The 24,565-nt window shown below is 64.8% G+C and carries 16 protein-coding genes; 11 read left to right on the top strand and 5 right to left on the bottom strand.

Annotated elements, in window-relative coordinates; genetic code table 11:
• Nucleotides 1-69 precede the first annotated feature (69 nt).
• The 6 genes from tsaE to trxA all read left to right on the top strand — a co-directional run bounded on the left by tsaE (nucleotide 70) and on the right by trxA (nucleotide 9,556).
• The gene (gene tsaE / locus ACQ5ID_RS01235; protein ID WP_429910659.1) at nucleotides 70-564 is read left to right on the top strand and encodes a tRNA (adenosine(37)-N6)-threonylcarbamoyltransferase complex ATPase subunit type 1 TsaE; all 495 of its coding nucleotides are present in this window, start codon (nucleotides 70-72) and stop codon (nucleotides 562-564) included.
• Nucleotides 545-1,642: an aminoglycoside phosphotransferase family protein gene (locus ACQ5ID_RS01230; RefSeq protein WP_429910658.1), complete on the top strand. Its 1,098-nt coding sequence runs from the start codon at nucleotides 545-547 to the stop codon at nucleotides 1,640-1,642. Before tsaE ends, ACQ5ID_RS01230 begins: the two co-directional genes overlap by 20 nt.
• On the top strand, nucleotides 1,639-2,361 hold the full coding sequence (locus ACQ5ID_RS01225; protein ID WP_429910657.1) for a nucleotidyltransferase family protein: 723 nt from the start codon (nucleotides 1,639-1,641) through the stop codon (nucleotides 2,359-2,361). The genes ACQ5ID_RS01230 and ACQ5ID_RS01225 overlap by 4 nt, the downstream gene beginning before the upstream one ends.
• Nucleotides 2,358-5,462, top strand: a complete 3,105-nt coding sequence (addB, locus tag ACQ5ID_RS01220) for a double-strand break repair protein AddB (protein ID WP_429910656.1) — start codon at nucleotides 2,358-2,360, stop codon at nucleotides 5,460-5,462. The genes ACQ5ID_RS01225 and addB overlap by 4 nt, the downstream gene beginning before the upstream one ends.
• Nucleotides 5,459-9,160, top strand: a complete 3,702-nt coding sequence (gene addA, locus ACQ5ID_RS01215) for a double-strand break repair helicase AddA (RefSeq protein ID WP_429910655.1) — start codon at nucleotides 5,459-5,461, stop codon at nucleotides 9,158-9,160. The genes addB and addA overlap by 4 nt, the downstream gene beginning before the upstream one ends.
• Nucleotides 9,161-9,235: 75 nt before the next feature.
• Nucleotides 9,236-9,556, top strand: coding sequence for a thioredoxin TrxA (gene trxA / locus ACQ5ID_RS01210; RefSeq protein WP_371392664.1), 321 nt, complete (start codon nucleotides 9,236-9,238; stop codon nucleotides 9,554-9,556).
• Nucleotides 9,557-9,891: 335 nt separating this feature from the next.
• Here trxA and pyrF read toward each other — a convergent pair whose 3' ends face one another.
• Complete coding sequence (gene pyrF, locus ACQ5ID_RS01205) at nucleotides 9,892-10,581, bottom strand: orotidine-5'-phosphate decarboxylase (RefSeq protein WP_429910654.1); 690 nt, start codon at nucleotides 10,579-10,581, stop codon at nucleotides 9,892-9,894.
• Entirely contained in the window at nucleotides 10,578-11,405 is an 828-nt protein-coding gene (locus ACQ5ID_RS01200; RefSeq protein WP_429910653.1) for an SDR family NAD(P)-dependent oxidoreductase, read from the bottom strand. The genes pyrF and ACQ5ID_RS01200 overlap by 4 nt, the downstream gene beginning before the upstream one ends.
• Before the next feature lie 185 nt (nucleotides 11,406-11,590).
• On the opposite strand from ACQ5ID_RS01200, the gene ACQ5ID_RS01195 reads away from it, so the two are divergent.
• The 5 genes from ACQ5ID_RS01195 (at nucleotide 11,591) to ACQ5ID_RS01175 (ending at nucleotide 17,710) form a co-directional block, all read left to right on the top strand.
• Nucleotides 11,591-12,817, top strand: a complete 1,227-nt coding sequence (locus ACQ5ID_RS01195) for an argininosuccinate synthase (RefSeq protein WP_429910652.1) — start codon at nucleotides 11,591-11,593, stop codon at nucleotides 12,815-12,817.
• Between the two features lie 52 nt (nucleotides 12,818-12,869).
• On the top strand, nucleotides 12,870-14,141 hold the full coding sequence (locus ACQ5ID_RS01190) for a hypothetical protein (RefSeq protein ID WP_429910651.1): 1,272 nt from the start codon (nucleotides 12,870-12,872) through the stop codon (nucleotides 14,139-14,141).
• A 66-nt stretch (nucleotides 14,142-14,207) separates the two neighbouring features.
• The gene (locus ACQ5ID_RS01185) at nucleotides 14,208-16,628 is read left to right on the top strand and encodes a DNA translocase FtsK 4TM domain-containing protein (protein WP_429910650.1); all 2,421 of its coding nucleotides are present in this window, start codon (nucleotides 14,208-14,210) and stop codon (nucleotides 16,626-16,628) included.
• Nucleotides 16,629-16,787: 159 nt separating this feature from the next.
• Complete coding sequence (gene nth / locus ACQ5ID_RS01180) at nucleotides 16,788-17,477, top strand: endonuclease III (protein WP_429910649.1); 690 nt, start codon at nucleotides 16,788-16,790, stop codon at nucleotides 17,475-17,477.
• A 77-nt stretch (nucleotides 17,478-17,554) separates the two neighbouring features.
• Nucleotides 17,555-17,710: a hypothetical protein gene (locus ACQ5ID_RS01175; RefSeq protein WP_429910648.1), complete on the top strand. Its 156-nt coding sequence runs from the start codon at nucleotides 17,555-17,557 to the stop codon at nucleotides 17,708-17,710.
• 5 nt (nucleotides 17,711-17,715) lie between these two features.
• Here ACQ5ID_RS01175 and ACQ5ID_RS01170 read toward each other — a convergent pair whose 3' ends face one another.
• The 3 genes from ACQ5ID_RS01170 to katG all read right to left on the bottom strand — a co-directional run bounded on the left by ACQ5ID_RS01170 (nucleotide 17,716) and on the right by katG (nucleotide 24,362).
• Complete coding sequence (locus ACQ5ID_RS01170; RefSeq protein WP_429910647.1) at nucleotides 17,716-20,523, bottom strand: phosphoenolpyruvate carboxylase; 2,808 nt, start codon at nucleotides 20,521-20,523, stop codon at nucleotides 17,716-17,718.
• Between the two features lie 59 nt (nucleotides 20,524-20,582).
• Nucleotides 20,583-22,040 (bottom strand): pyridoxal phosphate-dependent decarboxylase family protein, encoded by a 1,458-nt coding sequence (locus tag ACQ5ID_RS01165; protein WP_429910646.1) that lies wholly within the window; start codon nucleotides 22,038-22,040, stop codon nucleotides 20,583-20,585.
• Nucleotides 22,041-22,193: 153 nt separating this feature from the next.
• Nucleotides 22,194-24,362, bottom strand: coding sequence for a catalase/peroxidase HPI (gene katG, locus ACQ5ID_RS01160; protein WP_429910645.1), 2,169 nt, complete (start codon nucleotides 24,360-24,362; stop codon nucleotides 22,194-22,196).
• Nucleotides 24,363-24,565 lie beyond the last annotated feature (203 nt).

The following is a 24,565-nucleotide window of genomic DNA, read 5'->3' as shown; positions in this document are numbered from 1 at the left end:
GGTTTGCGGCGGGCCTGCAAGGGGAAGGGGCTGCCTATGCTGGCCTGACGGCTCTTGTGGCGGGCGTGAATGCGCGCCTTACTGCGCGCCATGAGCGAGATTGCGATTCACCTGGACAGTATCGAGGCGACGCAGCGCCTTGGCGCGTCGCTGGCCCGGCTGGCCGTGCCCGGCGATGTCATCCTGCTAACCGGCGCTCTGGGCGCGGGCAAGACCACGCTGGCGCGGGCCTTTGTCGGCGAAGTTGCTGGCGTGGAGGAGGTGCCAAGCCCCACCTATACGCTGGTGCAGGCTTATGTGTCGCGCGCCGGGTTTGATGTGCTCCATGCCGACCTCTACCGCGTGGAGGACCCGTCAGAGCTGATCGAGCTAGGGCTGGAAGATGCGGTGCAAACCGGCGTCCTCATCATCGAATGGCCGGACCGGCTGGATGATGCTTTGAGCGATAACCGGCTGGAGATCACACTGGATTTTGACGGCGTTGACGGGCAAGAGCACAGGCGGATCGCGCGCCTCGCCGCGCATGGCAGCTGGGGGGAGCGCCTTGGCCGGATCAGTATCTGACGATTTGCGCGCCGCCGAGCGCGCCGCATTTCTGGACAAGGCAGGCTGGGGCGATGCGGCTGTCACGGCCTTTCCGGGCGACGCCTCTACGCGGCGCTATTTTCGCGCCAGCAAAGGCAATGAACGCGCCATATTGATGGATGCGCCCGCTGCTGCCGAAACGCCTCTGGCTCCCGACAATGCCAGCCCGGAACAGCGCCATGCGCTCGGCTATAACGCGGTCGCCCGGCTGGCGGGCAATAATGTCGCGGCCTTTGCCGGTATTGCGCAGGCGCTTATCGAGCGCGGGTTTTCCGCGCCGCGCATTCTGGCCTCCGATATGGAGCGCGGTCTTCTCCTGATCGAGGATCTGGGTGAGGGGCTTTATGCCCGCGCTATCCCGGCCGGTGCGCATGAGGGCAAGCTTTATGCCAGCGCGGTGGACACGCTGGCGGCGATTTACCGTTCCAGCTTCCCGTCCGTTTTCGAGGCACAGGGCCAGTCATGGCGTGTGCATGATTATGACCAGACGGCGCTGCTTGCCGAGACGGGCCTCTATCTGGACTGGTACCTGCCCCGGTTCGCGGCCCGGCCTTCGGACGATTTGCGCGCCGAATGGGAGGGCGTCTGGCAGGCGGCTATTGCCGGTCTGGAGGCTCATGCGCCGGGGCTGGCGCTGCGCGATTATCATGCCGAGAACCTGCTCTGGCTGCCCGATCGTGAGGTGGAGGGGCGCACCGGGTTGCTGGACTTTCAGGACGCGCTCTTTGCCCACCCCGCCTATGATCTGGTCTCGCTCATCGAAGACGCGCGCCGGGATGTTTCCCCCGATCTTGCCGAGCCTTTGAAGGACCGCTTTTTCAAGGCGGCAAAGCTGAATGACCGCGCGAGCTTCGATGCGGCCTATGCGGTGTTGGGCGCGCAGCGCAACGCGAAAATCCTGGGCATTTTCGTGCGTCTCGCCGAGCGCGACGGCAAGGCGCGCTATCTGGACCTCATCCCCCGCGTGAAAGCCCATTTCGACCGTGATCTTGCCCATCCCGCCCTGCGCGATGTGGCCGCGCTGGTGCGCAAGATATTGCCAGAGGGTGCGCGATGAGGCCGGCGCGCGCCATGGTGATGGCTGCAGGGCTGGGCACGCGCATGCGCCCTTTGACCGATGACCGGCCCAAGGCGCTGGTGGAGGTGGGCGGCCGCGCCCTGCTTGACTGGACGCTCGATGCGCTGGCGCGGGCGGGCGTCGCCGATGCGGTGGTCAATATCCACCATTTTGCCGAGCGCATGCGGACCCATCTGGCCAGCCGGGATGGCGCGCCGCGTATCCATGTTTCCGATGAGACAGACCAGCTGCTCGAAACCGGCGGCGGGCTGGTAAAGGCCGCGCCCCTGCTGGGCGGTGATCCGGTGTTTGTCGCCAATATCGATGCCTTCTGGGTCGATGAGGACGGCGCGGAACTGACCCGGCTGGCAGACGGGTTTGATGCAAGAGACATGGATTTCCGGCTGCTTCTGGCACGCCGGGAGAATCTTCTGGGGCTGGAAGGACCGGGCGATTTTGCCATGGACGCGCAAGGCCGCCTGCAACGTTTCCGCGATGCGCCCGCCGGCACCGAGCCGCTCTTTTATGCGGGCGTGCAGGTGATGCATCCGCGCGTGCTGGCGGGCTGGCCGCGCCAGCCGTTTTCCACCAACCGGATATGGGATGTGGCGCTGGCGCAGGGGCGCGTGACCGGGCAGGTCATGGACGCGTTCTGGATGCATGTCGGCGATCCGCAAACGCACCGCGAGGTCGAGAATCGGCTACGCTCGCGGGCATGAGCGCCCGGATCATCTTTGATACGCCTGCCCCGCGCGTTTTCGCGCTGGCACCCGCAGCCAATTTTCTCCTGTCGCTGGCGCGCACCCTCACCGAGGCTTTCCCCGAACCTGAGGCGCTGGCAGGCGTTACCGTGCTGCTGCCGACGCGCCGGGCGGGCCGGGCGCTGGGAGAGGCGTTCAGCGCCATACAGGCGCAAAAGGGCATTCCGGCCGCCATCCTGCCGCTGATCCGCCCACTGGGCGATGTGGACGCAGACGAACCACCCTTCGAGCCGGGCGAGTTCGCCACGCTCGCCCTGCCCGCCATCAGCGCGGCGCGGCGGCGCTTTGAACTGGCCAGCCTCATCATCGCCCGCGAGACGGCATCAGGCCGGGAGATGAGCCCCGATGGCGCACTGGTGCTGGCCGATACGCTGGCCGGCCTGCTGGACGAATTTGCCTCTGAAGGCGTTGACGATCTGTCGGGTCTCGACGAGGCGATGCGCGCCGCCCTGCCGCAGGGGCGGCAGGAAGCGGCGATGTTCCTGGACATCGTGCTGGAGGCTTGGCCCCGGCATCTGGATGCGTTGGGGCTGGTGGATCCCGCCCGCCGCCGATCAGGGCTTCTCACCGCGCTCGCCGCGCGCTGGCGCGAGGTGCCGCCCGATGGCCCGGTAATCGCGGCAGGCTCCACAGGCTCCATTCCGGCGGCGGCTGAATTGCTGGCCACGGTCTGCAGGCTTGAGCAGGGGGCAGTCGTGCTGCCGGGCTTTGCCCGTTTCATGGACGATTCCAGCTGGAACGCGATTGATGACGGTCATCCGCAGCGGGCGATGAAATCTCTTATCGAGCGCATCGGGATAAGCCGGAAGGATGTGCGCGAGTGGCCGCTGGTGAAGCCGTCAAAGGCGGATCCGCAAGCCACCGAGCGGGCGGTGACGGAAGCGCAGGCGCGCGCCCGGCTGGTGACCGAAGCCCTGCGCCCGGCCGACGAGACGGCGGACTGGCTGAAGCGGCTGGAGGTGCTCAGCGGGGACTGGGGCGGTGATGTCGTGGGTCTTGGCGTTGAGGGGCTTTCCGTCATTGAGGCGCGCGATCCGGCCAGCGAGGCACGGGCGATTGCGCTGGCCTTGCGCCATACGCTGACATTTCCGGGGCGTACCGCCATGGTGGTCACGCCGGACCGCGCACTGGCGCGGCGTGTCACCACCGAGATGGCGCGCTTTGATGTCCGGCTGGATGACAGTGCGGGCGAAGCCTTGAGCGATACGGCGCCGGGCAGCTTTCTTGTCCGTGTGCTGGAAGCCGCGAGCGATCCCGGCTCGGCGCTGGCCCTGACGGCCTTGTGGGTCTCGCCCCTGTTCACGCTTGGACGGCTGCGCCCCGCCCTGATGGCGGCGCTGACGGCTTTGGAGGCAAAGCGCTTGCGCGGGCGCAGGCCGGGCCAGTCGCTGGGCGATGTGCGTGCACGGATAAAGGACCGTGATCCGGATATATGGCGTGTACTGATAGATGAGATCGAGCAGGGCCTGACTCCGCTCCTCACCCTTGAGGGTGAGCAGCCTGCGCGGGTGTGGGCAGCTGCTCTGGCGCAGGCCGGCGAAGCGCTGGCGCGCGGCGCGGCGCAGGCGGGGGCAGACCGGCTCTGGGCCGGGGAGGCGGGTGAGCAGGCCGCTGGGCTGATGCGGGAATTTCTGGAGGAGGCGGACGCCCTGCCGCCGTTGTCCTTGCGGGCCTTCTCACGGATATGGCTGGAAACCGCGCGCGCACGGCGCGTGCGCCCGCGCTCCGGCACGCATCCAAGACTGGCCCTGCTCGGCCCGCTCGAAGCGCGCCTGCTTCACGCTGATCTGGTAATTTTGGCTGGGCTTAACGAAGGTGTGTGGCCGCAAGCCATGGCCGCCGATCCCTTCCTGTCGCGCGGGATGCGCAAGGCAGTCGGCCTGCCCTCTCCCGAACGCAGGCTGGGCCTTTCCGCCCACGATTTTGCCGAGCTTGCCTCTACGGCAGAAGTGATCCTTACACGCTCCACCATGGCTGATGGTGCACCCACGGTCGCATCGCGCTGGCTGTGGCGACTGCAGACGCTGGCGCGCGGCAAGCTGGGAGCGGAGCGTGTTGGAGATGCCCTGAAACCGGACCCTGATTATGCAGCGCTGGCCAGCGCGCTGGATACCCCTGAAAGGGTTCTGTTGCCCGCGCCGGAGCCCTTGCCCACCCCGCCTCTGGCCGCCCGCCCCCGCGAAATGCCGGTCACGGGCGTGGAGACATGGGTACGTGATCCGTATGCGGTTTATGCAAAGCGGATATTGAAGCTGAGAGTGCTTGATCCGCTGGATCAGGAGCCCGGCGGCGCCGAGCGTGGGACGGCGTGGCATGCGGCGCTGGAACAATGGACGCGCCAGCTGGGCGACCGGCCCAGACTCCCCGAAACGGCGCATGCGCAGCTGGTGGAGCTGGGCGAGGCTGCCCTGCTGGAGGCAGGGTTTGCCCCAAGCGATCTGGGAAGCGAGCTGCCCCGCTTTTCCCACGCGGCCAGCTGGGTGGTCGCCTGGGAGGCTGAGCGCCGCGCCAATGGCATTTTCCCGGCCAGAGACGGCATTGAAGCTGAAGGTCGGATCGATATTCGCGCGCCCGGTGGCCCGTTCCGCCTGACGGCCAGAGCCGACCGGATCGATAGCGGTGCTGACGGATATCACATCCTCGATTTCAAGACCGGAAAGACCCCGAGCCCGAAGGAAGTGCTGGCCGGATTCTCGCCGCAGCTCACCTTGCAGGGCGCGATACTGGCGGGCGGCGGATTTGACGGTATTCCGGCCGGGCCGATTGCCGGTTATGCCTATATCGGCGTCAAAGGCACCAAAAAGCCAGGCGAGGTTCGCGGCATCACCGACCAGCCGCCCAAGGGCGAACCGGCACGCAGCCCTGAAGAGCTGGCTGAGGCCGCGCTGGAGCGGCTTGGGCGCTATATCGCCGAATTTGATAATCCGTCCACGCCCTATCATAGCCAGCCGCGGCGCAAATTCGTCAATGAGTATGGCGATTACGATCATCTTGCCCGCCGCAAGGAATGGTCGACGGCGCCGGACAAGGAGAGCAGCAACGGGGAGGATGAGGCATGAGCGCGCCGGGCTTTGACCCCGCCATCGCGGCCCTTGCCTCCGCCGCCCAGCGCGCGGCGGCTGATCCGCGCGCCAGCGTGTTCGTGGAGGCCAATGCAGGCTCAGGCAAGACGCGCGTGCTGGTGGACAGGGTAGCGCGCCTCTTGCTCGAGGGCGTGTCACCGGATCGCATATTGTGCGTGACCTTCACCAAGGCCGCCGCAGGGGAGATGCAGACCCGGCTTTTCCGCAAGCTGGGCGACTGGTCGGTAATGGGCGATGAGGGGCTTCAGGCCCAGCTCAAAGACCTGACCGGAGAGGACACCGATACCGATCCGCGCCGCCTTGCCGAGGCGAGGAAGCTGTTTGCGCGCGCGCTGGAAACGCCCGGCGGGCTGAAAATACAGACCCTGCATGCCTTCTGTGACAGCCTGTTGCGGCAATTCCCGCTGGAGGCGGGCTTGCCGCCCGGCTTCTCCACGCAGGAGGATGCCCAGAGCGCGCGGGTGCGTCTTGAGGCCGAGCGTGCGGTGTATCTGGACGCGCGCCGGAACCCGGCTGGCCGCCTCGCGCGCGCCATCGAGGAGATTACCGTCCGGGCCGGGCCGACCGGCTTTGAGGCGGTGTTCAGGAAGGCCGCGCACGATCGCCACCGGCTGTCAGACCTGTTCCAGCAGGCGCAGGGAGACGGTCCGCTGATCGCTGCAGCCGCGCGCTTGCTGGGGATCGATCCAGATACGGACGAAGCACGCCTGAAAGCCGATTTCATCGCCGGGCTGGATATCGATGCCCTGCAAAGATGCGCGGATGCGCTGGCAGGATCGTCGAAGTCACGCAGTACAAGCGGAGCACCTCATCTGTATGCGGCGCTGGAGGCCGCGCGATCGGGTGATACCGGGCGGGCGTGGGAAAGCTATTGCGGATACATTCTGACGGCCAAGCGGGACAAGGTCACAGCGGCCAGTCATCTCTACACTGGCGACGCCACTGCGGTCTGCCCGGAACTGATTGATCTCTTCGGTCCCGAAGGCAGCGAACGCGCGCGCATGGAGGCGGTGCTGCGCCAGCTCTCGGCTGCACGCTTGCACGTGCTTACATCGGCGAGCCTGACCCTCGCGCGGGCCTTCATCACCGAATATGAGCGTCTGCTGGCTCGCGAGCGGGCGGTGGACTTCGCCGATCTGGTGGTGCGCGCCTCGCGCCTTCTTGGCACTGCCGATATGGCGGCCTGGGTGCGCTACAAGCTCGATGGCGGGCTGGACCATATCCTCGTTGACGAGGCGCAGGACACCGCGCCGGAGCAATGGGATGTCATCGATGCTCTGTCGGCGGAGTTTTTTGCCGGAGAGGGGCGCGAGCGGGCGGCTGAGCTTGCCCGCACCGTGTTCTGCGTGGGCGATGAGAAGCAGTCCATCTATTCCTTCCAGAACGCTGATCCGGCCCGGTTTATAGAGCAGGGAACCAAGCTTGCCGGTCTGGCCGAAGGCGCGCGGCTGGATTTTGTCCGGCCGGAGCTGAAAACCTCCTTCCGCTCGGCCCCTGAAGTGCTTGGCGCGGTCGATCTCGCCTTTGCTGATATTCGCAAGGGTCTGGAAACCAAATTCCTGCCCGGCCCGCCCGACACCAAGCTTCACGACGACCGCGAACAGACGGTGGAGGCAGGCCCCGCTACCGGCACCCATCCCTTCATGGCCTATCGCGGGCATGAGGCGGCCCGGCGCGGTACGCCCGGCTGCGTGGAGATATGGCCCATCACGCCCAGACTGCCCAAGGGCGAGGAAGACAGCCTTGACGAGGAAGCGGACGGCCCGGTCGACAAGGCCCGCTACAACTCCCCGCGCAACCAGCTCGCCGAAGCGGTGGCGACGGAGATCGCGCGTATCATCGAGCGTGGTGATACGGTGTGGGATGAGAAGAAGGGCGGCTGGGAACGCCGCGCCGCAACACCCGGCGATATCGTCATACTGGTGCGCCAGCGCAGCGGGCTTTTTTCCGAGATCATCCGTCAACTGAAGATAAAAGATGTGCCGGTGGCGGGCGCGGACCGCATGGTGCTGCCCGAACAGCTGGTCGTGCAGGACATGCTCTCGCTTGCGCGCTTTGCCCTGCAGCCGGGCGATGATCTGGCGCTGGCCGAAGTGCTCAAAGGCCCGGTCTTCCATCCCCTGCGTTCGGAGCATCCGCCGATTGATGAGGACGTGTTGTTCCGCCTCGCCCATGACCGCAAGGCCACGCTGTGGGAGGCGCTTCAGCGCAGCGATGATCCCGCCCTCGCTGATGCCAAAGCAGCATTGATGGCGGTGCGCGCCCGCGTCGATACGCTGACCCCTTATGCCTTCTTCGCACGGTTTTTGAGCGAGACGTCTGATACTGGCGAGAGCCGCGCGGCGCGCATCTATGCCCGCCTGCGCGAGGAGGCTCGTGATCCGCTGGAGGAGTTTCTCTCCCGCGCCATCGCCCATGAACGCGAAGGCGCGCCCTCGCTTGCCCGTTTCGTCGATGCCATTACCCGCTCTGACAGCCAGCTCAAACGCGATCCCGAAGGCGGGCGCGACGAGGTGCGCGTGATGACGGTGCATGCGGCCAAGGGGCTGGAAGCGCCCATCGTCTTCCTGCCCGATACGACCAGCCCGCCTTCCAACCGCTATCCGCAGCTGGAAGATCACGAGGAAAGCGGGCTGATCTGGTCAGAGAATGACGCGTTCGCGCCTGATATCATCACCGCGCTGCGCGAAGGCTGGAAGAAGGATCAGGAGAACGAATCCGCCCGCCTGCTCTACGTGGCGATGACGCGCGCGCGCGACCGGCTGGTCGTGTGCGGGCATGCCTACGGCAATGCCGGTAAGCCGGACAAGAATTCCTGGTATGTCCGCCTGGCCAGTGCCTGGCAGGGCGATGACTGGCGCAGCGTCGGCACGGCCATCGATGAGATTGCCGCCCATTATGAATGGGAAAGCCCCTCTCAGGCCCGGCGTTATGGCGTCGATCCACGCCAGGAGGAGAAGAAAGCGGACGGGCAGGACAAGCGTGTAGAGAAGCCCGCCTGGCTGCGCGCGCCTGCCCCGCCAGAGTCCATCGCCGCCCGTGCCATCGCGCCCTCGCGCCTGCTGGCGGGGCTGGAAGCGGGCGCCGAGCCTGCCGGCCTGTCTCCGCTGGCCGACGGGGGGCGCGACCGCTTCCGGCGTGGCACGCTCGTGCACAAGCTCTTGCAGATACTGCCCGACATCGCAGCCGGCCGGCGCGATGAGGCGGCGGCACATTTTCTCGCCCGCCAGCCTTCGCTCAGCGATGATGAGCGTGGCGCCATTGCTCGTGAAACGCTCACCCTCATCGATCATCCCCAATTTGCCGCCCTGTTCGGTCCGGGCTCGCGCGCCGAGGTGTCCTTAAGCGGCACCGCGCCGGGCCTGCCGCCGGGTGTGCGCGTCAATGGTCAGGTGGACCGGCTGTTGGTCACGCCGGAGGCCGTGCTGGTGGTGGATTTCAAGACCAACCGTCCGCCGCCTGCCGACGTGGCGGATGTCGCACCGGCCTATCTGGCGCAGATGGGTGCCTATAGAGCGCTCCTGCGTGCACTTTATCCGGGCAGGCGGGTCGATTGCGCGCTGGTGTGGACGGACGCAGCCCGCCTTATGGCATTGCCCGATGCAGCGATGGATGCGGCGCTTGAACTGGCCGCGCAGCCCGGCGCGCTTGACCGTGGGGGAGCGGCTTCCTAGGTGTACTGGCAATCAAGGCTGGCTGGCGTGCCGATGTGCGGGCGCTGGCCTTAAACCTTCCAAGGGAGAAAGCCCATGGCGACCAAAGCGGTGTCTGACGATTCCTTCGAAACCGATGTTCTCAAGGCCGGTGGCCCCGTGCTCGTGGACTTCTGGGCCGAATGGTGCGGGCCGTGTAAACAGATTTCGCCTGCGCTCGATCAGATCGCTTCCGAGCACTCCGGCAAGATCACGATTGCCAAGGTGAATATCGATGAAAATCCGATGACGCCGGGCAAATATGGCGTGCGCGGCATCCCCACCCTGATGATCTTCAATAATGGCGAGCTGGTTTCCACCAAGGTGGGCGCCATGGCCAAGGGCAAGATCGAGGAATGGATCAGCGAGACGATCTAGCGTCCTCGCTTGCCTGAGATGTGAAAAGCCCCGGACAGCAATGTCCGGGGCTTTTTGTTTGGTTGCGAGATGTTGTCATCCCCCGCTTCATGCGGGGGACCCATGCCTCTGTTAGTTCCGCAACGCATCCGCGTTGCGATGTTCCGCGAACCCCCGCCTGCGCGGGGGCAGGCAGTCGCGGGCGCGTTCGCGCTTGCCACGCTGCGCGCCGAGGTGGCAATTCGGCCCCGTCAGGGGGCCGCAAGGCCAACCGGCCGCCCGCAGCGAAGGGTGAGCTTTGCGAACCCGTAAGCGAGGAAGCGACGCACGGAGGTGCGGAGCATCACTAAAGATAACTACCCCCCCGCCATCTCCACATTGATCGCCTGCGCGGCTTTGCGCGGGTCGGGGGCGGCATTGACAGGCCGGCCCACCACGATACGGGTGGCACCCATGGAGATAGCCTCCGCCGGTGTCGCGATACGCGCCTGATCGTCCGCCGCGCTGCCCGCCGGGCGGATGCCGGGAGTGACGATGTCAAAGCCGTCGCCGAAGCGGGCGCGCAGTTCTGCCGCTTCATGGGCAGACGCGATAACGCCATCGCAGCCCGCCTCCAGCGCCTGCTCGGTACGCATCAGGACGAGATCGCGCGCACCATAGGCAAAGCCCATCTCCTTGAGCATCGCATCGTCATAGGAGGTCATCACGGTGACGGCGAGGAGCTTCAAATCCGTCCCTTCCCGGCCCTTGTGCGCGGCGCGCATGACCGGCGGTTCGGCATGGATGGTCAGGTAATCGGCCCCTGAAGGCGCGATGGAGCGCGTGGCCTTTTCCACCGTGGCGGAGATGTCGTGCAGCTTTAAATCGAGGAACACGCCGTGGCCAGCGGTTTTCAGTTCGCGGCACAGCTCCATCCCGCCCAGCGGGAAAAGCTGCAGGCCGATCTTGTAGAAACAGCCCGCATCGCCAATCGCGGCCACGAGCTTTTTCGCTTCGTCGATCGTCGGCAGGTCGAGCGCGGTGATCAGGCGGGCATCGGCGCTCACTGGCTCGCTCCGGCCCGCGCTGCCATGCGCTTTTCCTGCGCGCGCATGATGGCCCGGCCCACCGGGTCGGGCAGGACTTTGGACAGGGCGGTGAGGAATTTGTACCAGGCGCCCGGCACCCGCAGCACGATGCCGCGCTCTACCGCGTCATACCCTGCCGTTGCGACTTCCTCTGCCGTCAGCATCCAGAATTTCGGCATTTGCGAGACGGTCGCTCGCGCGCCGTTCACGTCATGAAATTCAGACCATGTATAGCCCGGCGCTACCGCACTCACATGCACGTTCTTGCCCGACAGCTCCAGATGCAGCGCTTCGGAGAACTTGATCAGCAGGCTCTTGGCGCCCGGATAGAGCGTGCCGGAAAAACGGGTATGCGCGTTCGCGCTCGGCAGAAGGGCCGAGACCGATGAGACGTTGATGATCCGGCCAAAGCCGCGCTCCGCCATGCCCGGCGCTACCAGATGGGCGAGGGCAAGATAGTTGGTGACCATGAGCTGTAAAAAGCGCGCCTGATCGGTCCATTTGGTCTCGATGAAATGGCCCGGCTGGCCCGCGCCGGCATTGTTGACGAGGCCGTCAACCTGGCGGCCCGCATCTTCGACCGCTTTGACGATCTCCTTGGGCGCGCTCGCCTTGGAGAGGTCTGCCGCGATGATGAGGCTGTCCACGCCGAAGCGCGCCTTCATCTCCTCGGCCAGCTCTTTCAGCCGGTCTTCGCGGCGGGCGACCAGAGCCAGATCCCAGCCCTTGCTGGCAAACTCGCGCGCGAACGCGGCCCCGATGCCTGAGGAGGCTCCTGTTACGATAACCAGACGGCGGGCCATGGCGTCACTCCTTATCCTGTCGCGTTGGCGCGGAAAGTGACGATGCTTGGCTCGCTTGTCCAGATGGGGCGCTCCTGTTGCTGGCGTTACACTTCCACCTGCCGCAGCAAGATGACTTTCCGGGCATGTAAGCCTCGACTATGGTGCGCCGCCGCAAAGCCCGCCTGAAGAAAGGATCAACGCCCATGTCCAAATCCGTCAAGAAGATCGTCCTCGCCTATTCGGGCGGTCTGGACACGTCGGTGATCCTGAAATGGCTGCAGGACCATTACGACGCCGAAGTGGTCACCTTCACCGCCGATCTGGGGCAGGGCGAGGAGCTGGCGCCAGCGCGCCGCAAGGCCGAAAAGGCCGGCGTGAAGGAGATATTCATCGACGATCTGCGCGAGGAGTTCGTGCGCGATTACTGCTACCCCATGGTGCGGGCCAATGCCGTCTATGAGGGCCAGTACCTGCTCGGCACGTCGATAGCGCGGCCCCTGATCGCCAAGCGTCTTGTCGAGATCGCCCATGAAACCGGCGCGGATGCCGTGGCCCACGGCGCGACCGGCAAGGGCAATGACCAGGTGCGCTTTGAGCTGGGCGTGGCCGCCCTCGACCCGGACCTCAAATGCATCGCGCCCTGGCGCGAATGGGATCTCAACTCGCGCACCAAGCTCATCGCCTATGCCGAGGCCAATGGCATCGAGGTGGCGATGGACAAGCGCGGCGAAGCGCCTTTCTCCGTCGATGCCAATCTCTGGCACACCTCCTCTGAGGGTAAAATCCTCGAAGACCCGGCCGAGGAAGCCTCCGACATCGTCTATCAGCGCACCAATTCCCCCGAAGAAGCGCCCGATACGCCCGAATACCTCACGATCGGGTTTGAACGCGGCGACGCTGTCTCGATCAATGGCAAGCCCCTCTCACCGGCGACCGTGCTGACCAGGCTCAACGAGTATGGCCGCATCCACGGCATTGGTCGTCTGGACCTCGTCGAGAACCGCTTTGTCGGCATGAAGTCGCGCGGCATTTACGAGACGCCGGGCGGGACCATATTGATGATGGCCCACCGGGGTATCGAGCAGATCACGCTGGACCGCGGCGCGATGCATCTCAAAGACGAGCTGATGCCGCGCTATGCCAAGCTGCTCTATGAGGGCTTCTGGTTCAGCCCTGAGCGCGAGATGCTGCAGGCGGCAATCGACCACTCCCAGCGCCACGTCACCGGTGAGGTGCGTTTAAAGCTCTACAAGGGCAGCGTGATGGTGGTGGGCCGCTCCTCGCCCGCCACGCTCTACTCGCTGGCGCACGTCACCTTTGAAGAAGACATGGTTTACGACCAGAAGGACGCTGAAGGCTTTATCCGCCTCAACGCCCTGCGCCTGAAGTTGATGGCCCGGCGCAAGCGCGTACTTGGGGAAAACGACTAGAGCAGCCATTGCGGCTTGCCATCAGGGACGGTGAGGGCAAACCTCCCGTCCCATGATTGCACTTGCTCTTGCCCTTGCGGCCTCGCTCGCTCTTTCCGATACACCCGCGCCCGGCTCGCTGCTCGACCAGTCACAGGCCCTGCGTGCCGAGACGCGCATGCTGGCCGCTGAAGGCGACTGGGCGGGCGCGGCTGAGGCCAATGCCGCAGCGCTGGCACTTCAGCCGGGCCATTTCGGGCTGCTGACCAATGCGGTGGCGCTGACGGCCAATGGCGGCGATATGGACGGCGCGTTTGAGGCGCTTGATGCGCTGGCCCGGGCCGGATTCAGCCTTGATCTGGCGGCAGCGAGCGGGCTGGAAGCGGCCCTGGAAGAACACGCACCGTCGCGCCTTGCCGCCTTGCGTGAACGGATGGCGCAGAATCTCGCACCCGTAGGCCGTGCCGAGCGCTACCTCTCCACACCACTGCCCGATGCGCTGGTGGAAACCTTCGCTGTCGATATCGATGCCGAGCGGCTTTACCTTGGTACGGTCGCCGATGCGTCCATCTATGCGGTGCGTCTTGATGATCCGCGCAATCCTGAACGCCTGGCCGGGCCGGAAGATGGCATGGGCTCGGTGTACGGCATGGCGCTCGACGGGCGTAACCGCATTCTCTATGCCGCCACCGCGCGCACCGCGCTGACGCCTGAGGGCGTGCCGGGCGAGCGTGAGACCGCCCTGATTGCGTTTGATCTGTTCACTGGCGAGATTTCCGTGCGCCATACAATCGCCGGTGCCGGGCGTTTTTCCGGTGTCGTGGTGCAGGATGGTATCGTGTACGCCAGTGACAGTGTGGAGGGGCGTATCTACACGCTGACCGCGCCGCGCAACGTGCTTGAAGTTTATGCCGAAGACAGCCGGTTTGCCTCCCTGCAGGGTCTGGCCGTGGCGCAAGGCGCGCTCTGGGTAGTGGACTATGCCACGGGGCTGTGGCGCATCGATCCGGTCAGCCGTGAGGCTTCGCGCGTGGAGGTGCTCGAAGGCAGCCTGATCGGCTTTGACGGCCTCACGATCGACAGCTATGGCGAGCTTTATGGCGTACGCAACGGTGTGCAGCCGCACGGCGTCTTCCACATCGCGCTGGACGCCTGGGGCCAGCAGGCGACGGTCCGCCCGGTCCTGACCGGTCACCCGGATTTTGATGAGCCTACCACCGCGCACGTGTCCGACGGGCGGTTGTTCGTTCTGGCCAATGCGCAGTGGGAGCTGTTTCCCGAAGATGGCTCGCCGCCGCAGCGCGAACGGCGCGATCCGGTCATCCTCTTCATGCCGGTGCCCTGACGCCCGGTATTTGATTAACCGGCATTTACCAGCCGGGAAGATTTGCCCGTCACACTGGCGCACGACATGGCCAGAACATCCACCCCGTCCCGCGCCGCCAGCCGCGATGCGCTTCTGCCAGCCCGTGCCGGATTGCTGTCGCGTGCCTGGTCGGTAGTGATCGGCGCCGCGATGACCGCGTCGGCCGCTTTGGCGCTGATTGCCATTTTCAGCCACAACCCGCTCGACCCCAGCCTCAACGCCGCGACCGGCCAGAGTGTCAGCAATCTGGCTGGCCCCTCCGGCGCTGTCGCCGCTGACCTGCTCCTGCAGACAATGGGCTGGGCGGGCGCGGGCCTCGCGCTGATCGTGCTGGGCTGGGGCATTATCCTTACCCTGCAGGGACCGCGCCGGCGGCCTTGGCCGGTGGTGCTGTTCCGCATTGTGTGCGGCGGATTTGCGCTGCTCGGATTTGCGATGGCGGTTGCCGCCCTGCCGGTGCCGGTCAGCTGGCCGTTCGCATCGGGCCTCGGCGGTCTGCTTGGCGATGGCCTGCTTGCCAGCATGTCAGGGCTGGCAATGCAGGCGGAAATCGGCGGTGCGAATGCGATTGCTGCCGTGCTGGGCCTGCTGGCGGCAATCCTGGGTACATTCTTCTGCTTTGGACTGAATACGCACGATCTTGCAGCAGCCAGCGCCGCAGCCGTGAAGGTCTGGAACATGGTGCGTGGCTGGGCCGAGCGTCTGGCTGATGAACTGCCCGCCAGCTGGCGCAGCACCGATGACCGCCCGCTGGAAATAGATGGCGAGGCGCGCGCCGAAAATGCCCCGGCCATTCTGCGTGGCGGACGCGCGCCCGCAGCCGGCATGGCCACGCCGCGCCGCAATGCGGAGACCGCAGCCCGGACCGCCCCTGACGTGAAGATTGCCCCCAAAGGCAAGCCCAGACCCTCCGACCGCGAGGCGCGCGAGGCACAGGCCGCGCTGCCTTTCAGCTCCGGCTCCGAGTTTGAGATGCCGCGCCTTGACCTGCTGGCGAGGGCAACGCCGCGCAAGGATGTGGTGGACGCTGACGGGTTGCGCCAGAACGCCGAATTGCTCGCCGCCGTGCTCGGCGATTTCGGGGTCAAGGGCGAGATCGTCGAGGTGCGCCCCGGCCCTGTGGTGACGCTCTACGAGCTGGAACCGGCACCGGGCGTGAAGACCAGCCGCGTCATCAATCTGGCCGATGATATCGCCCGCTCCATGGCCGCTGTCGCCTGCCGCGTGGCGGTGGTGCCGGGCCGCAATGCCATCGGTATCGAACTGCCCAATACCAGCCGGGAAACCGTCTTCCTGCGCACGCTGCTCTCTTCCTCCGGGTTTGAGAAGAACCGCGCCGAGCTGCCGCTGGCGCTGGGCGAGACCATTGGCGGGGAGCCGTTTACCGCTGACCTCTCGCGCATGCCGCACCTGCTGATTGCCGGTACCACCGGTTCAGGTAAATCGGTCGGCATCAATGCCATGATCCTGTCGCTGCTCTACCGGCTGCCGCCCGAAGAGTGCCGCATGATCATGATCGACCCGAAAATGCTGGAACTGTCCGTCTATGACGGCATTCCCCACCTGCTCTCCCCGGTCGTGACCGATCCGAAAAAGGCTGTCGCCGCGCTGAAATGGACCGTGCGCGAGATGGAAAGCCGCTATCTTCGCATGTCCAAGGTCGGCGTGCGCAATATGGCCGGTTTCAACGAAAAGGCGGCTGAGGCGCGCGAAGCGGGCGAAATGCTCAGCCGCACCGTGCAGACGGGGTTTGATCGCGAGACGGGCGAGCCGGTCTACGAGACCGAAACCATCGAGCCCGATCACATGCCCTATATCGTCGTGGTAATCGACGAGATGGCCGACCTGATGATGGTCGCGGGCAAGGAGATCGAGGGCGCGGTGCAGCGTCTGGCGCAGATGGCGCGTGCGGCCGGCATCCATGTGATCATGGCCACCCAGCGCCCGTCGGTCGATGTCATCACCGGCACGATCAAGGCCAATTTCCCGACGCGCATTTCCTATCAGGTCACCTCCAAGATCGACAGCCGCACCATTCTGGGCGAGCAGGGGGCCGAACAGCTTCTGGGTCAGGGTGATCTGCTGCTGATGGCCGGGGGCGGGCGCATACGCCGCCTGCATGGCCCGTTTGTCTCCGACCGTGAGGTGGAGGAAGTGGCAAGCTTCCTCAAGAAACAGCGCGCGCCGGAATATCTCGATGCCGTCACCGAGGATATCGATGAAGAGGGTGGCATTCCCGGTCTTGATGGCGGGGAGGGCGGCTCCGGCGACGATCTCTTCGATCAGGCCGTGGCCGTGGTCGCGCGTGACCGCAAGGCATCAACCAGCTATATCCAGCGCCGCCTGCAGATCGGCTATAACCGCGCCGCCTCGCTCATCGAGCGCATGGAAGATGAGGGCATGATCGGCCCGGCAGATCACTCCGGCAAACGCGAAATCTACCTGCCGGAGCGGGAGCGGGTTTAGCGCGCCCCTCGTGCTTCGAGACGCAGCCAGGGCTGCTCCTCAGCATGAGGGATTTTTGCAGTCCTGCCCTCATCCTGAGGGCGAACGAAGTGAGCGTCTCGAAGGACGAGGGCAACCCCGCCCTTGCCCTCGCCGCCCGCTCCCGCTAGCTCCACTGCCATGAGCGAAAAGCCAAAACCCCGCAAGAAGCCCGTCCCGCGTGCGATACCGCGCGCCGATGCGGCGGCGATCTTTGAAACCCTGTCGCGTATCATGCCGGAGCCGAAGACGGAGCTGGAATACACCAACCCGTTCACGCTCGTCGTCGCGGTGGCCCTGTCAGCGCAGGCGACCGATGTCGGCGTGAACAAGGCGACCCGGCGCCTGTTTGCGGTAGCCGATACGCCGCAAAAGATGCTGGCGCTCGGCGAGGACGCGGTGCGCGAGCACATCAAGACCATTGGGCTGTTCCGCAACAAGGCGAAGAATGTCGTCGCGCTCTCGCGCATGATTATCGAGGAGTTTGGCGGCGAGCTGCCACAGACCCGCGATGAGCTGATCCGCCTGCCGGGTGTCGGCCGAAAGACGGCCAATGTCGTGCTCAACGAGGCGTTCGGCCAGCATACGATTGCCGTCGATACGCATATTTTCCGTGTCTCCAACCGTACCAAGCTGGCACCCGGCAAGACGCCCGACGAGGTGGAGGCGGGTCTGGAGCGGATCACGCCACCTGAATACCTCAAAGGCGCGCATCACTGGTTGATCCTGCACGGGCGCTATGTGTGCAAGGCGCGAAAGCCGGAATGCTGGCGCTGCGCGATCGCAGAGCTATGCCGCTTCAAGCCCAAGACGCCCTCGCCGGGGAGCTGACGCGAGGGAACCGGCTGACAGCACGGACGTTTCTCTTTCGCGCTCCCCCGTGGCGGGGCAGGCAGAGGAGTAGTCAGATGCGTTCCAACCAGAAGCTTGTGTATGCCGGCGTGGCGGTTTTGCTGATTGTCATTGGGGCTGTCGGCTATGCGATGTGGCGTGATAGCCAGACCAACACGATGGAAATCAATATCGGCGACGAGACCCTGCGTATCGAAACCGAGGGACGCTAGCCGGCCTACCCGATAGCCCGGTGATAATGGCTGATCGCCACGCTCACTTGCGTGATGAGCGGGTGGAGCTGTTCCAGTGGGCGCACGATGCGCGCCTGAATCTCCGGATATCCCCGCAAGGCCGGTGAATCGGTGGTGCTCGGCTCCTCGATGGCGTCGAGCGCGCTGAGCGCCTCGCTGGCCTCGGGGAATATCTCGTCGAGCGCGGCAACGGCCTCCGGGATGCGCAAGGCCAGCACCAGATCGATCAGGTCGGCGCGTGTCAGGTCGTGGCGCGGCGAGAAGCCGGGCAGGCGCGATATGGTCAGGAAAGCCTGCATGATGAGAGCCTGACGCACGCCATGCAGGGCCTCTACCGCATAGCGGTCCGGGTCTTCGCGCCAGCCGCGATCCGCAATCAGTTGGTCAAACTTCATCAGGTCAGCCGAGAGATGGTTGGCCAGCCGTACCAGAGCGGTGTGGCGGGACTGGTCTGCCAGCCGCCCGGCCAGATCCAGAAACGCGCGCTGCATGGCCGGTGAGCGTGCCCAGGCGGCGCGTCCGGTCCATTCGCTGGCATCAAATAGCCGGGCATAGCCGCGCAGGGCGCTCAGGCTCGTCAGCGTGCGGGCGCGCATCACCATGGCGATAAGGTTCGCCATCCTTGGAGAGCGTTCCATCAGCGCCGCCATGCGTTCGGGTTCAGACTGGGTGGACGCGCCTATGCCGCCCGACACATTGACCGGAATGGCCAGTTGCTGCAGGGCGGCATTGTGCGGAATGGCGCGCAGCATGGACAGGTCGAGCGCCTGACCCGGCGCGCCGGGGCGCTTGGCTTTGCGTGAGCCGGATTTGACCAGCATGTTCGGTGCGAAAGCGGTAATCGCGTTGCGGTAATCGGCGTTCTCGAACAGCGCTTCCTGCCAGCTTTTCAGGGCGCGGTAGATGTCCCAGGTGTAGTCGATCTCGGCATAGAACGGATCGGCCTTGTTGCCGTCGGGAATCTCCAGTGCGTGCAGCGCCGTCTGCAGGACGACCGAGTCCGCCAGCTCCTGCCGGGCGAAATGCACGAAGCCATCACCGCCCTGATAGCTGGTCTCATGGACCAGCGGCACGCCTGCGGCTTTAAAGCGTGACCGCGCCCAGGGGGTCAGCAAATGGTCCAGCCGCTGTGCCAGGCCGCCCGGATGCGCGCCGCGCCCCATGGATTCGCCGTGCGTGTTGAAGACGACGATCTCGATATCCTTCACGCCATGGCGCGCCAGTGCGCGCGCGACGAGTATGTGCAGGCGCTCGATTGCAAGCTCCGCGCCCGCCTGCCCCATGAAGCGGCCCGCGTCAGAGAAGCCCAGCTGGATGGACAGCCGTCCGCGCGCCTCGACATAATCGCGATAGGCCGGCTCGCTGATGAGGCGGTCGATAAGGCGTCCGCCCCGCTCCAGCGCTTCGGGCGTCTCGAACAGGGGCGAGATATCCACCTTGTCTGCCACGCCATAAAGCCGCGCCAGATAGACCGCGCCCATGACGGTGGCGGGTGTCTCGCACTCGGCCAGCAGGAAGCGGATTGGCGTGTCGGCATCGATATGCTTGAGGAATTGCGCGCACATCATGAACTGGCGGCGCGCTGTCATCTGTTCAACGAAAACGGACGCAAAGCTGACACTGTGCAGTTCCGCGCTCTGGGCGCGCTCGGCGGCGCGGGCAAGGGCGAGGCGGCCGAAATCCTCCTCATCTTCCTCAAGGCCCAGATCGGCCCGCACCGCGCTTTTCAGCTGGGCGGCATTGATGCGCAGATGGATATGGGCCGCGCCAAGGCCCGCTGATGCCATCTCGGCGCGCAGGGCCGCAAGGGCTGGCCTGTTCTCGTCTGGCGCGCCTTCAATGGCGTCATCAAGCTCGCTGATAATGCCTTTCAGCGATACCAGCCTGTCGGCATGCGGCGCGGTCAGGGCGTTGGCGGCGCGTACCACGGTGGCGGGGCGCTCCAGATCGCCCTCGAACAGTTTCGCATGATCGCGCGCGCGGGCACCGGCACGCTCCAGCCTCGCTGCCAGCGCGCTACTGCCAGCCTCGCCGGCAAGGCGGGCATAGCGCTCCAGCTGGATGGCTTTCTCCTCAAGCCGGAAGGCGATGGAGCGGCCCCAGTGAATATCGGTGCGGCCATCCAGATCATAGCCGACCCAGCTCGCCAGCGAGATGAGATCAGGCTTTAGCGTGTGCCAGCGATCCGGGAAGTGGTGCCGGGCGGTGTCGAGGATCAGCGCATCAAGCTGGGCGAGAGCTTCGCGGGCCCGCGCGAGCGCCTCTTTCACCGCGTCGTGCTCGCTCAGAAGCGAGATATTCTCATCCGGCCCGTGCGCCAGCCTCTCCGGATTGGCAGGCGTACCGTCCACGGCGGCATTGGCGAGTGCAGCGCGCATCGCCTTTGACAGCGCAAAAGTGGGATGGGCGGTAAATACGATGCCAGCCTTGCGCCGGGTCACGGCGTCTGCATAGGCGTCAAATCCCTGGGCTGCCAGCGTGTCCAGACGCGCTTTGAGCGCCTCCAGCGCCGCGCCTGACAGTCCGTCAACATGCATCGCCCGCAAGGCTTCTGCACGGCCGGTCAGCCCCCTGTCGGCCAGTTCGCGAACGAGCGCGCCAAGCCCTTCCACCGACACGGCGCCGCGATGCAGGCCGGAGAAAATCTCGTTGGCAAGGTCGCCCACCGCGTTCTTCAGAGGCGTGTCCCAGTCCTCGCCCCAGCCGCCTTTCAGTGCGTCAAGGCAGTAGGCGGCAAACGCGCCGGGCGTGCCGGGCAGGCGCGTATCGGGATAATCCGGGCGGCTGGTCATGGAGGTGTCTTTTGCTGCGGCGGTCGGGGAAGGCAGGCTAACGCAAATGCTGCACTGCGTCAGGTGTCTGCTGCGGAGCCTGCAGGCTTGGCGTAAAGCCGGTTGATATATTCCTTCAATATGCGGTCGCGTGCTTCAAACGGCATGGCATTCATCAGCGTGTTGATGGTGCGCATATCATCCGGCATGCCGCCCGTGCCGCCAGTAAACATGCTCTCCATGGCGTCCAGAAGGTCAGAGGGTTCCATCGCCGTTATGGCTGCGATCTCGTCTGCGGAGGGTGCGGTGACGCGATATTGCGGGTCGGCGCGCAAGCGCGCGGTCTCGGTTCGCAGATCGTCCAGCATGGCATCGACATTGGGGGCGTTTGCCGGGCCGATCGAGACGTGCAGATTGGCCGGAGAAGGGCCGTGAGCGAACTGCGCCTGCAGGAACCAGCCCTTGGCCTTCATCGCGTCGGCCAGCGCAAATATGTCAAACCCTTCGGCAGCAAAAGCCAGAAGATTGCCCGGCGGATTGCCGAGCAGTTTCAGCCCCTCTATTTCGCCGATGGCGGCGCACATTTTTGCCGAGGCTTCCTGCGTGATCCTGGCTAGACGCAGATAGCCCTCCTCACCGATAAAACTGAGTGCGGCCCACGCCCCGGCAATGGGTCCGGCGGAGCGGCCTGACTGGATGGTCGGATTGACGATCGTGTAGCCGGTCCAGCCCGACCAGGCGAAAATCTGGTATTTGCGAAGCTCGCCGTTCGCATAGAGCACGCTGGAGGCGCCCTTGGCGGCATAGCCCCATTTGTGAAAATCGAGCGACATCTGCGTCACGCCCGGCGTGGAAAGATCAAAGGCTTCCACATCCGCGCCCAGCTTGCGGATGAAGGGCAGATACATGCCGCCGACACAGCAATCGACGTGGAACAGCACGCCCGCTTTCAGCGCCACCTGGCCGATGGCGGTAACTGGGTCTACCACGCCGTGCGCGTAGGAGGGCGCTGACCCGACGAGCATCACGGTCTGGCCGGTTATCGCTTTCTCCATGGCACCGGGCAGGGCGGTGAAGCTCTCCGGATCGACTGGCGTGATGACTGGCTTCACGTCGAAATAGGCACACGCCTTGAAGAAGGCAGGGTGTGCGGTTTCCGGCAGGACAAGCTCTGGCGCGGTGATGTGGGGTTTCGTCGCACGGGCATGGTCGCGCGCGGTCTTCACTGACAGCAAGATGCTTTCGGTGCCGCCCGTGGTGAAGCTGCCCTTGGCGCCGGGCGGCGCATTCTGCAGGTCCAGCGCCATGGCGATGACATCGCGCTCCAGCTCCAGTGCCGAAGGGAAGGAGGTCGGGTCGATACCGTTTTCGGTGAGGAAGGCCGAATAGGCCTTCTTCACGACATCCATCGCGTCAGGGCCGGCATCGTAGATATAGGCAAAGACCCGGCCTTCCTTCCAGCGCACATCGTTGGCCTTGCGCGCTTCGAGTTCAGCCAGAAGCGCGTCGGCCGCGCGGCCCTTCTTCGGAAATGTCATGAATACCGGCTCCCTGATGGATGGGCGCTTTTTTGACCGCGCCTTTGCCGCTGACGCTATCCAAGCCTTGGCAGGGATCAAGTGTGGTGCGGAAAAAGAAACGCCCGGATGCGGTGCATCCGGGCGAGTCTGGCTTGGTCGGGAAAGTAAGGCTCAGGCGGCCAGATCGAACCTGTCGGCGTTCATCACCTTGGTCCAGGCGGCCACAAAGTCCTTGACGAACTTTTCCTTGCTGTCGTCCTGGGCGTAGACCTCCGAATAGGCACGCAGGATGGAGTTGGAGCCAAAGGTCAGATCGACTTCGGTGGCTGTGAACTTCTCCTTGCCCGTCTTGCGGTCGATCACGGCATAGCTGCCATCGCCCTTTTTCTCCCAGCGGTTCGACATGTCGACCAGATGGACGAAGAAGTCGTTGGTCAGCGTGCCGGGCCGGTCGGTGAAGACGCCGTGCTGCGTGCCGCCATGATTGGTGCCGAGCACCCGCATGCCGCCGACGAGTACGGTCATTTCAGGGGCGGTCAGGCCCATGAGCTGGCTGCGGTCGATCAGCAATTCCATCGGCCTGGTGTCGAACTTGCCTTTCAACCAGTTGCGGTAGCCGTCATGGATGGGTTCGAGCGGTTCAAAGCTCTTGGCATCGGTTTGTTCAGCCGAGGCGTCGCCGCGGCCCGGTGCGAAGGGCACTTCGATGCTGACGCCCGCCGCCTTGGCCGCCTGCTCGATGCCGACATTACCGGCCAGCACGATCACGTCGGCAAGACTTGCGCCCGCTTCCTTCGCGATCGGTTCGAGCACGGAGAGAACCTTGGCCAGACGCGCCGGCTCATTGCCTTCCCAGTCTTTCTGGGGGGCAAGGCGGATGCGCGCGCCGTTGGCGCCGCCGCGCATGTCAGAGCCGCGATAGGTGCGCGCGCTGTCCCAGGCGGTGGAGACCATTTCAGCGATAGAAAGCCCGCTGGCGGCGATCTTCGCCTTCACGGCCTTCACATCATAGCCGGTCGGGCCAGCCGGGATGGGATCCTGCCAGATCAGGTCTTCCTGCGGCACGTCCGGGCCGATATAGCGCACTTTCGGACCCATATCGCGGTGGGTCAGCTTGAACCAGGCACGCGCGAAGGTGTCGCGGAAATATTCAGGATCGGCGCGGAATTTTTCGATGATCTTGCGGTAGGTGGGGTCCACCTTCATCGCCATGTCGGCATCGGTCATCATCGGCATGGTGCGGATGGACGGGTCCTCCACATCCACCGGCATGTCCTCTTCGGCGATCTCGACCGGCTTCCACTGCCATGCCCCGGCGGGGCTCTTGGTCAGCTCCCACTCGTGGTCGAGCAGCATGTCGAAATAGCCCATGTCGAACTTGGTCGGATGGGTCGTCCAGGCGCCTTCAATGCCGCTGGTGACGGTGTCGCGGCCAAAGCCCTTGCCGCTCTGATTGGCCCAGCCAAAGCCTTGCGCCTCAACGCCGACAGCTTCCGGGTCCGGGCCAATCGTCGATGCGTCACCATTGCCGTGGGCCTTGCCGACGGTGTGGCCACCGGCGGTAAGGGCGGCGGTTTCCTCGTCATTCATTGCCATACGCTCGAAGGTGACGCGGACCGCCTGCGCGGTCTTCATCGGGTCCGGCTTGCCGTTCACCCCTTCCGGGTTGACGTAGATGAGGCCCATCTGCACGGCGGCGAGCGTCTTGTGCAGGGAGGTTTCATCGTCGCTTTCATAGCGTTGCTTGGCCAGCCATTCGGTTTCCGAGCCCCAGTTGATGTCATTCTCGGGGTGCCAGATATCCTCGCGGCCGAAAGCGAAGCCGAAGGTTTTCAGGCCCATGGACTCATAGGCGATATTGCCGGCCAGGATCATCAGGTCGGCCCAGCTGATCTTGTTGCCGTACTTCTTCTTGATCGGCCAGAGCAGGCGGCGTGCCTTGTCCAGGCTGACATTGTCCGGCCAGCTATTGAGCGGGGCAAAACGCTGATTGCCAGTGCCGCCGCCGCCACGGCCATCCGACATCCGGTAGGAGCCAGCCGCGTGCCAGGCCATGCGCACCATCAGGCCGCCATAATGGCCCCAGTCAGCCGGCCACCAGTCCTGACTGTCCGTCATGAGGGCATGCAGATCTTTCTTCAGGGCTTCGACGTCGAGCTTTTTGAGTTCCTCGCGATAGTTGAAGCCTTTCGCAAGCGGATTGGTTTTGGTGTCGTGCTGATGCAGGATGTCGAAATTGAGTGCTTCCGGCCACCACGAGGTAACCGAGCTGCTCCTGGCGGTAATGCTGCCGTGCATGACGGGGCATTTGCCCGCCATCTTCGCTTCGTTTCCGTCCATGTGAAAATCTCCCATCGTGGTGGCGTGTCTTGAGGGGCAGACGCGCAACGTGCATGAGGGCGCGCCCAGCGCCCGGTAGGCTATCTGTATCAAGCGGCCCGTGCGAAATTAAATCGATTATCCTGATTGACGGTATAGTCAGATTTTATGCTGCATACGCGAAGCAGAGAAAATCTTTATGGATTGCAAGCCGCTCGCAAATC

Source organism: Glycocaulis sp., assembly GCF_050485565.1.
GTDB lineage: Bacteria > Pseudomonadota > Alphaproteobacteria > Caulobacterales > Maricaulaceae > Glycocaulis.
Note: the sequence above shows the minus strand (reverse complement) of the source record. Positions and strands in the feature narration are given on the sequence as shown.